Genomic DNA, 14,139 nt, shown 5'->3' with positions numbered 1-14,139 from the left:
GCTGAATATGCGACAGAGCCAAGATCACCTGCTAGTTGTGCTAGAGCGGGGACTTAATGCGATAGATCACTGGCTCCCTTTGGTAAGGATCCGGAACGTGACGCCGAATTTATCCGTCACATTGCCGTAAGCGGGACTGAAGAAACTTGCCTGCAGCGGCTCATTCACTTGACCCCCCTCTTTTAGGGTTTCAAAATATTGGGTAGCCTTGTCTTTGTCATCGGTTTGAACAACGATGGTCAATTGCGTTCCCTTCTGATAGCTGCCGCCGGTAAAATGGTCGGAGAGCTGAAGCTCCGATTCGCCGATTTTCAAGACGGCGTAGTTGATCCAGTCTTTCTTTTCCGGAGGTAGCGGCGATTCCGGATTTTCCGGCATGTCGCCGAATCGCAGCATATAAACAACTTGGGCATCCAGCGCCTTCACATATAAATCGATGGCCTCGTTAGCGCTGCCGTTCATTTCAAGAAAAGGGATCAAACTCGTATTCACAACATTCATCTCCTTCGTTTAAATGTTTTTCCAAGGATACCGGCCGGTTTCCCTTGTCACTAGCTATGTCGTAAGCGGGCGAGGAGACGTGACCGACTAGCGAATAATTATTTCGCAGTGCACCGTCACATCTGCTGCGTTTCGTTCGACATATAAGTAACAAGGAAACGATGGAGGGGATGTGGCGTATGAACGATCGCAACTGGCTTGCGGAACAATTCGAGGCGCATCGGAATCATTTGCAAGCGGTAGCTTACCGGATGCTCGGATCTCTGGGTGAAGCGGATGACGCTGTACAGGAGTCATGGATACGTCTTAGCCGCTCCGATACTAGCGGAGTCGAGAATATGGGAGGATGGCTGACAACGATCGTCTCGAGAGTATGTCTTGATATGCTTCGGTCTCGTAGATCGCGGCGCGAGGAGCTTATTTTGGTTAGCGTACCTGAGCCGGTGAATAACCATCAAGACGGAACCGATCCCGAGCACGAAGCGCTGATGGCCGATTCTGTCGGTCTTGCCATGCTTGTGGTTTTGGGGAAATTAAATCACGCCGAACGAATTGCGTTCGTTTTGCACGATATATTCGCCTTGTCTTTCTCGGAGATCGCTTCAATCCTCGGGCGTAACGAGGCCGCGGCAAGAAAGCTTGCGAGCCGTGCACGTCTCCGGATTAAGGGGGCCGAGTCCAACTCGAGAGCAGATGAGCTCAGGCAAAAACGGGAGCTTGTCGATGCATTTCTTGCAGCATCACGCACCGGAGACTTTGAAAAACTTCTCTCCGTATTAGACCCGAATGTCGTACTCCGAAACGATACTGCATTTGCGCCAGTAGCCAATATACCGGTTGTTCGGGGTTCAGAGGCCGTTGGCAGGCAGGCCAACCAATTCGCCGGTCGTGCTCGGGGCGGCCTGAAGCCGGTGCTCGTGAATGGATCGGTGGGCGTCATCGCGGGTCATTTGGATCAACCGGTCTTCATTCTCGAATTCACGGTCGTGGATGGAAAGATCGCCGAGATCGACATGATTGCCGATCAGGCACGCCTTGGTCAGCTCGACTTGGACGTGTTGAACGATTGATAGGCTAAAGGGCAGTTTACGGAAATGAATTTAGTGACACAAATGTTAGATCGTGGTAATATCTATTGTTAATCTGTAAGGGGGTAAGCGTCAAATCCAGCCCACCTTCAACCGTCACTTCAACAACTGAAATACTGGCTGTACAGAGCCAAACGTCTCTCTTCATCAACTCAATCTTCCACATTGCCCGTTTGGGCACCTCTTTCTGTCGTCCAGTGCTGGAGGCTTATTCAGGTTGGCTGCGTCAACAGCGAGGAAAACTGCTGCCCAAGAGCAAGCTCGGCGAGGCGATCACGTACAGTTTGAACCAGTGGGAGAAACTGACGGCATTCCTAAAGGATGGCCGACTGGAGATCGACAACAACCGAAGCGAACGTTCGATCAAACCGTTTGTGATCGGGCGGAAGACGGAAGAATTGGCTGTTTGCTAACACACCTCGGGGCGCAAAGGCGAGCGCGACGATCTACAGTGTAATTGAAACAGCGAAGGAAAACGGTCTAAATTCGTTCCAATATTTGAAGTATTTGTTCGAACAGCTACCTCAGCTTGAAGATCCAAAGGATCCACAAGCGCTGGACGATCTCATGCCGTGGTCACCGAAGATTCCGCTGACCTGCCGCGTCTTTAAAAGCTAATGTAAGCATAGCAATGCCCACAACCTGATGGCTAGGTGTGGGCTATCTTCGCTTACTAATCAATCACTTCCACATACAAAACGGCAGCCGATAACTTCTCGGCTGCCGTGTGAAATAACATGTGTTATGTCGAGTTATCTACTCGAGAACGAACCAGCAAGGGTAAGATCGCTGCTCTGAATCACTTGCAAAGGTGTCACATAGGCTTCTTTAGTATCGGTGTAGTATCCGATGATATAATCCGTTTTATTATTCCCGTAATAGAAAGCCTGCCAGATGAACTTAGAGCAATAGTTCGGGTCTAATGATCCTAGTTTAAAATCATCCCACGATGCCCAAGGGATATAGTAGCCATCGATGCTAGAATAATTATTCATCGCCCATTCAGCAGCTTTTACACCGTGAGCTGCCCGATAAACTTTGATAGTTTCGCCTGCATTATGTCTATTACGGTAAGTTGTCAGGGTATCCGACTTTCCACCTTCACCCATACCTGGATCATTTACTGGATTGACGTGATAAACTCTCATGTCCGTACCTACAATACCTACATGACCTACACTCTTTTATCGCAATAAAACAATCCAGTTAGTTGCGACTACAGTTATATATCCAGTAATGTTTTTCCTTATATTAAGTAACAGTACATCATGGGCCCTATTTTATCTTTTTGCATTCGCTTTTTGTTTGATTTGGGGAAATACGAAGTACGTTTTGGGGTCAACTCTTGTCTCGTCAATCATAGCAGTACCGGCGTGGTGGTATTTCGTAGAAAAACCTAAAGATGGGCAAGGAGCAGATATATTCATAAACTCTCTACCCTTTATCGTTTTGACCTATTGTCTAATAGTCTTACTACCTCAGATTATTATCGTTTTTCTCAGAAATTATCTTATAAAAAAATGGATCGCTAATAGGTAAGCGTAAAATAGCCCACAACATGACGCTTACATAAGGGGGATTTTATTCCTTATTGGGAGGTGTATTAATGAAAGCGAAAAAGCTCATCACAGTATTTATTTTTACCTTATTCCTGGCATTTGGTTCTGCGGCACATGCGGAAAATCTTCATGACTATTATGCTGACGTAACAGAGTCCGACTTGAAGAATAGTATGATTCTCTCACCTGAAAGCTCCATAGCATTTATTAATGGGCAGAGGGTATCAGCCGTTCAGCCGATTGTTAAAGATGGAAGAACATTAGTACCCCTTCGTTTTATATCCGAAGGATTTGGTGCAAAGGTGGATTTTAATGCGGAAAATCAATCGATTACCATTAAATACGACAATAAGAGCATTCTATTGAAAATAGGAAAGAATACGATTTCTATTAATGGTAAATGGAGCGAAATGGATGCGGCTGCTAGGAGTTACAATAATTCAACGTATATTCCTTTAAGGTATATTGGCGAGGCATTGAATAAGAAAGTCGTGTATTTAAAAAATGCAGAGATTCAAACATTTAGTTTGATTATCATTAGGGATGTTAGCGCCACAGCAATCGAAAACCTTAATCTTATCCAAGCTTTAGAATTACTTTACCAAGGAAAATCCATAGTTTATAGCGACCGTTTTATGGCAGTCATTAAAGAAAACGGTCAATTATTACTTAGCCATGATTTTGATTCTTTCACGCCTTTTGTTTATCAGGAGTTGATTGAGGATAAAAACTTGGTCAAGCTTGGGGATATATGGTTTGATACAGATATGGGCCATTTTTATATGGATTATGCCTGGGACACAACGCAGGAGTTTATTTTGTATCGTGTGGAAGGAGAAGAGATTGCACGGGTAGCGATTGAAAAAGCACCGATACAAGCGGTAAAAACCTATCTAAACGATGTCTATTATTTGACGGCATATGGACGTGGTATACCCGACCCCCATGAAACAACCAATTTAAAATCTGCAACGTTTAACAATGGACAATGGTCGTCTGATTATTTAGGTAAGCCTGGATTTTATTATGTTTTTGACACATTAGGTAAGGCCTATGATTGGCCAATTAGTGCTGACGGTATCTCTACATTTGGCTATCAACGCTATGGCGATCTAAGCTCTGATGAAAGATTAAAAACGTTTGGCTTTTATAGAATCGATCTGAAAGGGCATCACCATGAGTTAAACATGCCATAAAGTATTTGGCTAGTTGAAGTTCTAATTGTAAGAGTGCCAGGGGGGCTGCTGATGATGAACAATGTCGTCCAGTATTACGAGACCATTGAAGAAGATTCGAGATTCTCCAGGAACTCGAGAAAAATTGAATTTCTCACAACGATACATACCCTAAGTAAGAGGATGCCCCCACATGCCAAAATTTTAGACGTAGGTTCGGGAACGGGCGTCTATGCACTTCACTATGCGCAGCAGCATCATGAGGTAGTCGCGATTGATATTACCCCGAAGCATATCGACATCCTAAAGGATAAAGCAAAACGACAAGGACTACCGATAGAAGCGCATGTCGCGAATGCAACGGATCTAAGTGAATATACTTCTGATGCCTTCGATTTCGTTTTGTGTTTTGGTCCCATGTACCATCTAACCGATCCAAGCGACCGAAATCGCTGTATCCAGGAATGTCTGAGCGTGTTGAAGCAAGGCGGTCATCTGGCGATTGCCTATATAAATAAATACTCGATCATGCCCATGCTGGCGACCAGAGACAACACGTTTATACGCGGCAGTGTGATCGATAAAGTACTCGATGAAGGGGTTATTTTTGAAGGGGATGAGGATTGCTTTTGGACCGATGCCTACTTTACAAGTCCGGATGAAATCGAAGCTTTTATGCAGCAGTATCCTGTTACTGTCACAGAACATGTAGGCACGGACGGGATCAGCCATACCATTCAGCATGATGTCGATAGGCTTGACGAAGCGCAATTTGAAGCATGGATGGATTATCACTTGCGAACCTGTAGCGAACGCAGTATTTTAGGCCTCAGCAGTCATGGCTTATTCGTGTGCGAAAAAAATTAGCATATAAAAATTATACAGCTAATGAGGAACAGCAACCGGTACTTGGAGGGATGCAAAGCCCAAGTCCAATTGACGTCAAACAATTCTGGATGGAAATACAGAATCGGTCAGGAATCGTTGACTAGCGGCAGCCCCCCGAATAGTTGTCAACCTGCACATTTCTGATCAATAATGGATTTCGAAGAAGGACTAATAGGTGGGGGTAGGAAGTAAGTGAAAAGGTTTCTATCGAAGCGCACGGGTATCGGAATTGTCGTTGTTATCGCACTGTTAGTCGTATGCTTCATGCTACTGGCAAATGAGAAAGAAGAGGTAAGATTAACTCCGAATTACGAAAGCCCAGGACAAATTGTAGAAAGCTATGCGACGGGAAGACTCTATGGAGTGACAGAGCTAATTATGGAATGCATCGTTCCCGAGAAGCGTACAGAGCCCATGATGCAGACATTTTCGGGTGGAGTTATGAAGGGCTCGCATTTAAAGATTGAAGTGCTCAAGGTCGAGCAGGATGCAAACAAAGGGAGAGTTACATATCACGCAACCTTAAAATTAGGCGAACCGCAAAACCTAACCCAGGAGCTGAATGAAACAGTGCCTGTTAAGCAGATTGACGGTAAGTGGTACATCGACAGAGAAGAAGAATGGTTCTAAAAACAAAGTTACCATCACGGGCGGTCATGGTACAAGAACGCCTGTTAATTAGCTTGCAAGGTGGGGCGGTTTCCCGGTCGGCCAATAGGTTTCCGCTTCATCTCTTCCAGTGTCATTCTAGTTGATTCGAGTCTCGTTAAAAAGACCATGTCGACTAGTTTCCGTGAAGTTCCGTGCAGCGTATACGATGAGGAGGGGGAAAAGTTCTTACACTAATTGGAACGATCATGGGGATCGCAATTGCTATATTTCTAAACCTCGTAGCTGGGCCGGTAGGTGGCATAATTGCATTAGGACTCGCCTTTGGCTTAATCTTTAGTATCTATCAAAAAAGCAAAATGATCTATGATGACTTGCAGCTTATCAAAAGGAAATTAAATATCGATGATCGCGACGAGGCTTTTGAAAAGTATCAAGTAGAAGAAGCCGATGACGACCATAATCAAAATAGTCATACAGGGTTAACGGAAATAAATGAAGAGATCGAACGGGAACTAGAAGAATATGCAAAGCGAGGCAAGACGAAAGCAGACAATCCTAACTCCGATTAGGCCCAGTATGGTTTACTATAACGGGAGACGAATTCGGGATAACGCAAAGGGAGCAGCGCCGCGGCGCTGCTCCCTTTTGATAGATAAACATGGTGTGGATTAAGGTGTAAAGGTGTTACCCTCGGATCGTGCGGTCAATGGTGCCACGTTCACGAATGTATTCATGCTATTCCAGATAGCGTGCATGAACAATACCGGGAGCAGCCTGCCCGACAAATAATAGCAATAGGAGTACGAAAAGTTAATCGTAAAGACGCATCCGGCCTGCACGAGCACGATGAGTGCGGGATGGTCCATGTCGTTAACGCTGGCCAGACAATAGACGACCGGGACGTGAACAGCGCCCAGATGATGCCGACTACGACGGTTGCCCGCAGCTTGCCGAGCTGCTGAGTCAGCTTGGGAAGCAGAAACCCACGCCATCCGTATTCCTCGCCTAATACCAGGATCACACTTACCAGCGTGGACACGATGAGCGTTATGACGGCACGCAGATCCGGGAGGTCCTTGCTATCTAAGTGTCCTGCTCCTGTGAGCAGCGCGAAGATGGCGCATAACAGCACGATGCCGACGGATAGAGAATGCCGAACCACAGCGCCTTCTTCATCGACGTTGTCGTCTCGGAAGGGCAGACGAACGCTTGCCCTGCAGCCATTTAAAGGTCGGAGGTATATGCCACTGCGTCCTCTGTTCTACAACTTGCATATCGTACCACTGCGGGGTATGCCCCGAATTCGCCACTCGCGGTGCCACGTGGAATCGAGGTCTTCCGTCGCTGCCGTAAGAGCCTCCTGTCCCGGCTAAAGCTCGAGCTATTGGTGCCAATCGGGAGGACAGGACAAGCCACCACATGTATCGTTGATTACGCTTCTTCGAGCTTTTCAATCAAATCGTCCATATAGATCATCGCAACGGTTAAAGCCTTCATCCTTCTCGTCATGTAAGTCCACTGACCACTGCCCTCTTTTGTTTTGTTCAGAAATGATGGAAGTGTCAACAGCACGCTCTCCAGCTCCTTCTTGGCTTCAATTAAATCCGTGCGGCAGACCTCCAATTCCAGTCCTTCCCAACGTGCAAGAAGCGTTCCTACGCCAACCCGAGCAGCCTTCATTCGCTTGGCAAGCAGCTTCGTCTGTGGCGCATCTGGTTTCATATGAGAGAGCGCCTTTTCCGATTTGCGAATAATCGAATGGAACGCTTCAACCGACTGCTGCTTTTCTTCTAGTGTCAAATTTTCCATGAACCATTCACCCTCCTACATCGAGCATACAACATTGATGCAAGTTTTCGTTTGACCGAACAAGAAGCCTTGTATGGACGGCCATTGTTTCATATAATATTGCTGCCGTACTTGAGAGTTTGACTTTAAGGAAGGTGCTGCAAGTGAACGCAACTTTTACGCCGAAACAGATTGCTCAACTCCTTCATGTCAGTACCACAACTTTGCGAAGATATGAAGAACTCGACTTGGTGCCTGACGTGCCTCGAACAGCCAGTAATCGAAGAATGTATTCACCGATTCATGTGCAAGCCTTCCTTGCTTTGCGTACCCTATTGAAGGGGTTCGATATTCCGGTCAGCTACGACGTCATGAGTTTGTTGAAGAAAGGTCACGTCGAGCAGGCGCTTTGGACAATCAACTTCCATCAGTACAACATCCAATTGGAGAAACAACGAGTCGAAGAGGTCATGCGCTTAATTCAAAAAACCGACTTCTCCAAGTACAGGAATGTGCCGGTTACCGAAGAGATGAAGATCGGGGAGGTTGCCGCGATCACGGGCGTCAATCCATCCGCGATTCGACATTGGGAGATGGAGGGGCTTATTCGCGCCAAGCGTAATCCGGAGAACGGATATCGAGTCTTCACATCCCGGGAGTTAAAAAAGATTATTGTGCTCAGCAGTTTGAGGAAAACCGTCTATTTCATTGAAAGCATGAAACAGCTGCTTGAAGCGCTGGAGACACAGGATCTAACTACAATTGAAGGCTCCTTCAAAATGGCGCTTCACAAGCTGAATGAGCGATTGGAAATGCAAATGAATGGCATCGCGGAAATGATGAGATATGTACAACTTTGCAAAATGGAGTAAATCGTTCGAAATCCTTCACTGCACCAATATGTACGCGCAAAAGCGCCTTCTCCCGGTCGGGAGAGGGCGCTTTTGACAACCTCAGATAAACTGCCTTACATCGTTGTTGCGGCTGAAACGGTAGATGGCGATCAGCGTGAACACGGCGGCGAAGGCGACGAGAATGGCCAGGTTGAGCCCGAGACTTCCGATCACTTGACCGTCCTGCAGCTTCGTAATCGTGTCGAGCAGCCAGTGCTGCGGGAGGAAGCTCGAGATTTTCTTCACCGTATCCGACATGATCTCCGCTGGGAAGAAACAGCCGGCAAGCAGGCAGGTCGGCGTAATGATCAGCGTCTGCAGGGCGCTTGCGCCTCTGCTGTTCTTCGAGAATGCGGTGAGCAGCAGGGCAAGGCCGATGGCGACGAGCGAGAACAAGATAAGCGCGCCGAGCATAGCGCCGAACGGAACGCCGGAGTCGATGCCGAAGGCGTATTTCAAGACCAGCAGCGTAATGACGATCTGCAGCACCTGGATGAGGAAGGTGACGAGCACGTTCGCGAGCACGAATCCCCGGGCCGACAGCGGCGAGGAGAGCAGACGGAGGAAGGTGCGATCTTCTCTCTCCTTCAGAATAAGTCCGCATAGGTTAACCGCGGAGGTGAGAAGGAACATCAACAGGAAGCCGATCGATTGATACGTCATATCCTTATATTTCGCCGTATCTTCAAGCGACTCGGCGTCGAGCTTGAAGCTGGACTTCTTGTAATCCGCATAGATGGCGTCGAACGCAGCGGCGTCGTTCTTCGTCGCTTGGCCGATCGCGGCCACGTTAACGAGGTAGCCGTCAAGCAGCGCCTTCACGTAAGCGGTCACTTGCGCGCCTTTGGCGGAGACGAGGCGCAGATGGGCCGGCTGACCGTCCCGGACGCTGTCCGCGAATCCTTCCTCGAAGATCAGGCCGCTGTCCAGCTTGCCGGAAGCGATGTCCTTGTTCATGGACGCTTCGTCCGTCATCGTGATCTTCACGTTGTTCAGCCCTTCGACGAAATGAATCGTGTCTTGCGTCAATGGCTTGCCGCCATCCAGGTTGAGGACGCCGACGCGCAGGCTGCCGCCGCTTGCGCTTCCGTAGATCAGCATGGAGAGCAGGATGGCGGCGATCGGCAATCCGAAGTAGACGAGCCAGCTCGATCGCTTGCGGAAGGTCGAGCGGAGCAGCCTGCGAACGATCCAAAGTATGTTGTTCATATCAGAACGCCTCCCTTTTGCGCATCGTAATGGCGACGAATGTGAGGAACGCCGCCGCTATCGCGGTATTCAGCCCGATAACCGGGAACACGGCTTGCAAGTCGTGGTTATAGATCAAGTTCATCAACGCTTCATTCGCCCAGCGCAGCGGCGAGATGTTCGCGATTGCGCCGAAGACGCCGGATGCCTCGTCGACAGGGAAGTAGGCGCCGCCGATCATGGAGGCCACCTGAACGAAGATCATCATGACGGCGTTGACCGCATCGCCTTTGAACAGGAAGGCGACGCCAAGGCCGAAGCTGACCGCCAGCAGAACTTCGGTGAACAACAGGAGGAACACGTAGCCGAGGTGATCGCCCCAGTTGGCGTTGAATACGTATTTGCTGAACAGGACGACCGCGAGAATGCACAGGAAGTTGATGATGGTGCTCGCGATCACCTTACCGGCGAAGATCGCAAGCTTCCCGACGGGGGCGGCAGCCAGCCTAAGCGCAGTCTTCCGCTTTACTTCGCCGCGAATGAGCCAGCTCGCCGACATGCAGGCATAGAAGGCGATCATCGTCGATTCCGCGATCGCGTAATAATCGATGGAGCCCGGTTGACGATCCGGATCGAGCGAGGACTCCTGGACGAACGAACCGGCCGACGTCGATGCCGCGATGATGGCATGCGCCGTCTCGGGATTGTGCTGGACGGCTGCCGCGGCCAAGTTGTACTTGTCGGCGAACGAGGTTAGCATGCCTTGGATAATATTGCTCCCGATCGTCTCGCGGCTGCTTCCGTAGAAGCGAATGCCATTGTCGTCGATCTCCGCGTACGCCGTATATTGATTATCCGCGACGGCTTTCTTGCCGTCGATGTTGTTCGCCGCCGGCGTCAACTCGACGCCTTCTTTGCCGATCGCTTGCGCGAAGGCGTTCCAATTGCTTTTCAGCTGCTCACTCTGGGCGGTATTGCTAACAAGCAGCTTCATATCGCCGACTTCGATTCCGGTATGGAAGGCGTTCGTAAGCGCCGTTCCGAGGATCAGAATAAGCACGATCGGAAAAGCAAGCATAAAGAGTAGCGTGCGCCTATCCCGCAAGTCCTTCTTCATCTCGAATAACGCAATGTTCAGCACGTTCACGTTCTTCGACCTCCTTAGTCGCGCAGGTTCCGGCCGGTTAAGGTCAGGAATACCGTCTCCAGATTGGGCGCTTGCTCTTCGACCGAGCTAATCTCGACTTCATCGCGAATCAACTGTTGGACCACCCAGTTGAGATTGTTGATCTCGCCTCTCGACACGATCTTGACCATCTGTTCTTCCAGCCGGACGGAATTGACGCCGGAGATTCGCTTCAGCGCGTCCAGGTCGAGACGTTCGGCGCTCTTCACGCCGATCCAAGTCTCCTTCGTATCGGTGATGATCGACTTGAGCTGCTCCTTCGTGCCCTCCGCGATGATCTTGCCGTGATCCACGATCGCGATTCGGGTGCAGATCTCTTCGACCTCTTCCATATAGTGGCTCGTATAGATGACCGAGCAGCCCATCTGATTCAGCTTCTTGACCGAGTTCAGAATGTAGTTGCGCGACTGAGGATCGATACCTACGGTCGGTTCGTCCATGATGATCAGCTTCGGGCGGTGGGCGATGGCGCAGGCGATGTTAAGGCGCCGTTTCATGCCCCCGGAGAAACTCTTCGGCAGCGCTTTGTGTTTGTCGCCGAGACCGACGAACTCGAGCGCCTCCGCCGTGCGTTCCTTCAGCAGCGAGCCGCGGAGACCGTACAAACCGGCGAAGAAGCTCACATTCTCGTAGGCGGTCATCTCTTCATAGATTGCCAGATCCTGCGGCACGATGCCGATGTTCATCTTGGCGAATTTGTTCTCCTTCACGATGTCTTTGCCGAGCAGCCGGATCTCTCCCTTCGTGATCCGCAGCAGCGAGGAGATCATGTTGATCGTCGTACTCTTGCCTGCGCCATTCGCGCCGAGGAAGCCGAAGATTTCGCCTTCGCGAACGCTGAGATTCATGTTATCGACAGCGATGAAGTCGCCGAATTTTTTGCTTAGGTTGCGGATTTCCAATACGTTCATCCGTATCACTCCGTTTTCGGTAAGGTTTATGGCTTTATTCTAATAAAAAAGGATGACCTCATGTCAGTGCATAAGTTCATCCTTTGCATATGAGAAAGTTCATGTTCGAAGCGTGAGTTCCTTCATCCGCTCTTCTGGAGGGGCAGGAGCGTGGTCACGCGGAAGCCCTTCGTACCGTCGACGATGACGGTTCCGCCGGCGGACGCGGCTCTCTCCTCCATGCCGACGATGCCCAGCCCTTTGACGATCTTGTCCGCGCCTTTGCCGTTGTCGGTGACGACGGATTGGATCATGCGGTTCAGCACGCGAATCTCGAACTCGATGGCGGTCGCCCCTCCGTACTTCAGCGAATTGGTGACCGCTTCCTTCGCGTTCTCGTGGAGGATCTTCCATTGAAGAGGCGTGATCACATCCAAATCTCCCGCATGCGTGAGCGTCGCGTTCACTGCGTGATTGGCGGATAACTCGTCCGCGAACAGCCGAAGCCGGTGGATGCCAAGCTCTTCCGACCGGGGCTTCATATCTTTGAGCGTGAGGCGGATCCGCTCCAGCCCCTCCTTGGAGATGGCGATCGCGTTGCCGAGCAGCTCGGACGCCTTATCCGGATTCGCGCCGGACAGACGTCTGGACGCTTCCATCTGGATGAGCGCCCCGGCCATCGCGTGGCCGACTTCGTCGTGAATCTGCTGCGACAGCCGATTGCGCTCTTCGAGCTTGACCGTGTACTGAGATTGGCGAATATACTCCTCGTTCATGCTAAGGGATTGCTTCAGACGCTGCAGATCGAGGCGAAGCATCTCCCTCTCCTCGCCGATCTTCTCGAGCTTCTCCGTATGAACCCGCATGCCATAGTAGAGAAGAAGGCTTAAGGAGGTTGCCAGCAGATAGATCAGCTTCTCATCGACCGGGATGAGGAACAGCGGCACGAGTCCAAGCAGCAGGGCGAGGCGGTTCCTGCCTCCCGATAGCAGCACAATCTCATAGAGATTGACGGGCAGCAAGAGGATGAATATCGTATTCAGACGAAAGGCGAACAGCGTGACCAGTACGGCCGAAGCGGCCGCTCCGAGCAGCTGCAGCCGTCTTTGCTTTCGCAAGATCGGAATGGCCATGTTCACGCATAAGTAGGACAGATAGGCGAGTATCTCCGAGGGGGAAGCTCCGTGCACGACCGAATAAGAGACGAAGATGACGTAGACCAGCAAGGCAGCCTTGTTACAAATGATCCATAATTCCATGTCGCGACTCCCTAATCCTCCGATGGCTTGATTTCACCCGTCAAATAATAGATCGCGATCTGCGTCCTATGTTCAAGTCCCGTCTTGTTCAGGATGGACGTGATGTAATTGGCGGTCGTGCCTTCGGAGATGAACAACTTCTTCGAGATTTCCTTGTTCGAGAGCCCTTTGGCGATCTGCGCCATGACGTCGAGCTCCCGCTCCGTGAACAGGCTGCGGTCGATCCGATCCGAGCCGGAGGAAGACGGAGCGGCAGCGGATTGAACCGGCTCGAAATCGCCATGACCGTTATGCGTTCCGCGGCCGGTCTGAGGATTCGATTGCGCGCCCGTCAGCAGATTGGATTTGATCTTGTTCAGGACGACGTCTTGGAGAACGTGATGGTCGTGGTAGACGCTCTTGATGGCGTCCCGTATTCGCTCGGGGTCGTTGTTCTTAAGCAGGTACCCTCTGGCGCCCGAGCGCACCGCTTCGAGAATGTATTCGTCGTCGTCGAAGGTCGTAAGGATCAGCGGCTTGGCTTTCGTCTGCTCGGTCAGGAGGCGGGTGGCCTCGACGCCGTTCATGTTCGGCATTCGCACGTCGAGCAGGGCGACGTCCACTTCATGCGAGCGGCAATAATCGACCGCCTCTGCTCCGTCCCCGACGGTGGCGACGACCTCGAACTCGTCGAACGTGGTAAGTATAATCTTCATTCCTTCGCGGATAAACGAATTATCGTCCGCGATCAGCACTTTTATTTTCAACCGATAAAGCCTCCCCATGAGCTCGCTTGCATCGTGTATACATTGATACAAGGATATACCAATCGTACGCTGTCCGACAATCGAACAAACGATCCTTTAGGATGCAGGCAGCGGCAGGAAACTGATGGGCGGCAACCATGGCCGCGGCGCGAAGCCGGACAGAGCGCCGGCAGCGGGCGGCACGACGACGACGGATATCGCTACGACAACGGATGCGAGTGCGTAATCAGGCGGGAAGCCCTGCTATCATTGTGGATGATAACGGGGCCTTTGTGCGATTTTCTGTATGACGCGCAATAAACTGGAAATGCTAATTGACTGCAGCCAAGAACATGCCGAAGCAACATCACGGTAAGACGGAGGTCG

At 50.3% G+C, this 14,139-nt stretch carries 15 protein-coding genes and 1 pseudogene; 7 read left to right on the top strand and 9 right to left on the bottom strand.

What is annotated here, in order from left to right; genetic code table 11:
• Positions 1-66: 66 nt before the first annotated feature.
• Positions 67-492, bottom strand: coding sequence for a VOC family protein (locus tag ACFFSY_RS01630; RefSeq protein ID WP_377488897.1), 426 nt, complete (start codon positions 490-492; stop codon positions 67-69).
• Between the two features lie 188 nt (positions 493-680).
• Here ACFFSY_RS01630 and ACFFSY_RS01625 point away from each other — a divergent pair, with 188 nt between their 5' ends.
• On the top strand, positions 681-1,571 hold the full coding sequence (locus ACFFSY_RS01625; protein ID WP_377488894.1) for a sigma-70 family RNA polymerase sigma factor: 891 nt from the start codon (positions 681-683) through the stop codon (positions 1,569-1,571).
• Between the two features lie 209 nt (positions 1,572-1,780).
• Positions 1,781-2,207: pseudogene (locus tag ACFFSY_RS01620) on the top strand (IS66 family transposase); the annotation flags it as partial.
• Between the two features lie 134 nt (positions 2,208-2,341).
• Here the strand turns inward: ACFFSY_RS01620 and ACFFSY_RS01615 are convergent.
• Positions 2,342-2,737, bottom strand: a complete 396-nt coding sequence (locus tag ACFFSY_RS01615) for a hypothetical protein (RefSeq protein WP_377488891.1) — start codon at positions 2,735-2,737, stop codon at positions 2,342-2,344.
• 458 nt (positions 2,738-3,195) lie between these two features.
• Here ACFFSY_RS01615 and ACFFSY_RS01610 point away from each other — a divergent pair, with 458 nt between their 5' ends.
• The 4 genes from ACFFSY_RS01610 to ACFFSY_RS01595 all read left to right on the top strand — a co-directional run bounded on the left by ACFFSY_RS01610 (position 3,196) and on the right by ACFFSY_RS01595 (position 6,392).
• Positions 3,196-4,344 (top strand): copper amine oxidase N-terminal domain-containing protein, encoded by a 1,149-nt coding sequence (locus ACFFSY_RS01610; protein WP_377488888.1) that lies wholly within the window; start codon positions 3,196-3,198, stop codon positions 4,342-4,344.
• Between the two features lie 51 nt (positions 4,345-4,395).
• The gene (locus tag ACFFSY_RS01605; protein ID WP_377488885.1) at positions 4,396-5,190 is read left to right on the top strand and encodes a class I SAM-dependent methyltransferase; all 795 of its coding nucleotides are present in this window, start codon (positions 4,396-4,398) and stop codon (positions 5,188-5,190) included.
• A gap of 213 nt (positions 5,191-5,403) precedes the next feature.
• Positions 5,404-5,841 carry a hypothetical protein gene (locus ACFFSY_RS01600; protein ID WP_377488882.1) on the top strand — a complete coding sequence of 146 codons (438 nt, stop codon included), beginning with the start codon at positions 5,404-5,406 and terminating at the stop codon, positions 5,839-5,841.
• Between the two features lie 227 nt (positions 5,842-6,068).
• The gene (locus tag ACFFSY_RS01595) at positions 6,069-6,392 is read left to right on the top strand and encodes a hypothetical protein (protein WP_377488879.1); all 324 of its coding nucleotides are present in this window, start codon (positions 6,069-6,071) and stop codon (positions 6,390-6,392) included.
• A gap of 161 nt (positions 6,393-6,553) precedes the next feature.
• Here the strand turns inward: ACFFSY_RS01595 and ACFFSY_RS01590 are convergent, their stop codons facing one another.
• Together ACFFSY_RS01590 and ACFFSY_RS01585 are read right to left on the bottom strand one after the other, a co-directional pair.
• Positions 6,554-6,844, bottom strand: a complete 291-nt coding sequence (locus ACFFSY_RS01590; protein WP_377489669.1) for a CPBP family intramembrane glutamic endopeptidase — start codon at positions 6,842-6,844, stop codon at positions 6,554-6,556.
• Between the two features lie 410 nt (positions 6,845-7,254).
• A complete protein-coding gene (locus ACFFSY_RS01585) occupies positions 7,255-7,632 on the bottom strand; it encodes a hypothetical protein (RefSeq protein WP_377488876.1) in 378 nt (125 codons plus the stop codon).
• Positions 7,633-7,775: 143 nt separating this feature from the next.
• Here ACFFSY_RS01585 and ACFFSY_RS01580 point away from each other — a divergent pair, with 143 nt between their 5' ends.
• Positions 7,776-8,483 carry a MerR family DNA-binding transcriptional regulator gene (locus ACFFSY_RS01580; protein WP_377488873.1) on the top strand — a complete coding sequence of 236 codons (708 nt, stop codon included), beginning with the start codon at positions 7,776-7,778 and terminating at the stop codon, positions 8,481-8,483.
• Between the two features lie 81 nt (positions 8,484-8,564).
• On the opposite strand, the gene ACFFSY_RS01575 is transcribed toward ACFFSY_RS01580, so the two are convergent.
• From ACFFSY_RS01575 to ACFFSY_RS01555, 5 genes are all read right to left on the bottom strand, one after another.
• Positions 8,565-9,713, bottom strand: a complete 1,149-nt coding sequence (locus ACFFSY_RS01575) for an ABC transporter permease (protein ID WP_377488870.1) — start codon at positions 9,711-9,713, stop codon at positions 8,565-8,567.
• 1 nt (position 9,714) lies between these two features.
• Positions 9,715-10,839, bottom strand: coding sequence for an ABC transporter permease (locus tag ACFFSY_RS01570; RefSeq protein WP_377488867.1), 1,125 nt, complete (start codon positions 10,837-10,839; stop codon positions 9,715-9,717).
• Between the two features lie 14 nt (positions 10,840-10,853).
• A complete protein-coding gene (locus ACFFSY_RS01565; RefSeq protein ID WP_377488864.1) occupies positions 10,854-11,789 on the bottom strand; it encodes an ABC transporter ATP-binding protein in 936 nt (311 codons plus the stop codon).
• A 122-nt stretch (positions 11,790-11,911) separates the two neighbouring features.
• The gene (locus ACFFSY_RS01560; RefSeq protein WP_377488861.1) at positions 11,912-13,027 is read right to left on the bottom strand and encodes a sensor histidine kinase; all 1,116 of its coding nucleotides are present in this window, start codon (positions 13,025-13,027) and stop codon (positions 11,912-11,914) included.
• Between the two features lie 11 nt (positions 13,028-13,038).
• A complete protein-coding gene (locus ACFFSY_RS01555; RefSeq protein ID WP_377488858.1) occupies positions 13,039-13,773 on the bottom strand; it encodes a response regulator in 735 nt (244 codons plus the stop codon).
• Positions 13,774-14,139 lie beyond the last annotated feature (366 nt).

It is taken from the genome of Paenibacillus aurantiacus, assembly GCF_042431225.1.
Classification (GTDB): domain Bacteria; phylum Bacillota; class Bacilli; order Paenibacillales; family Paenibacillaceae; genus Paenibacillus_Z; species Paenibacillus_Z aurantiacus.
The sequence above is the reverse complement of the archived record's forward strand: the minus strand, read 5'-3'. Positions and strand labels throughout refer to the sequence as shown.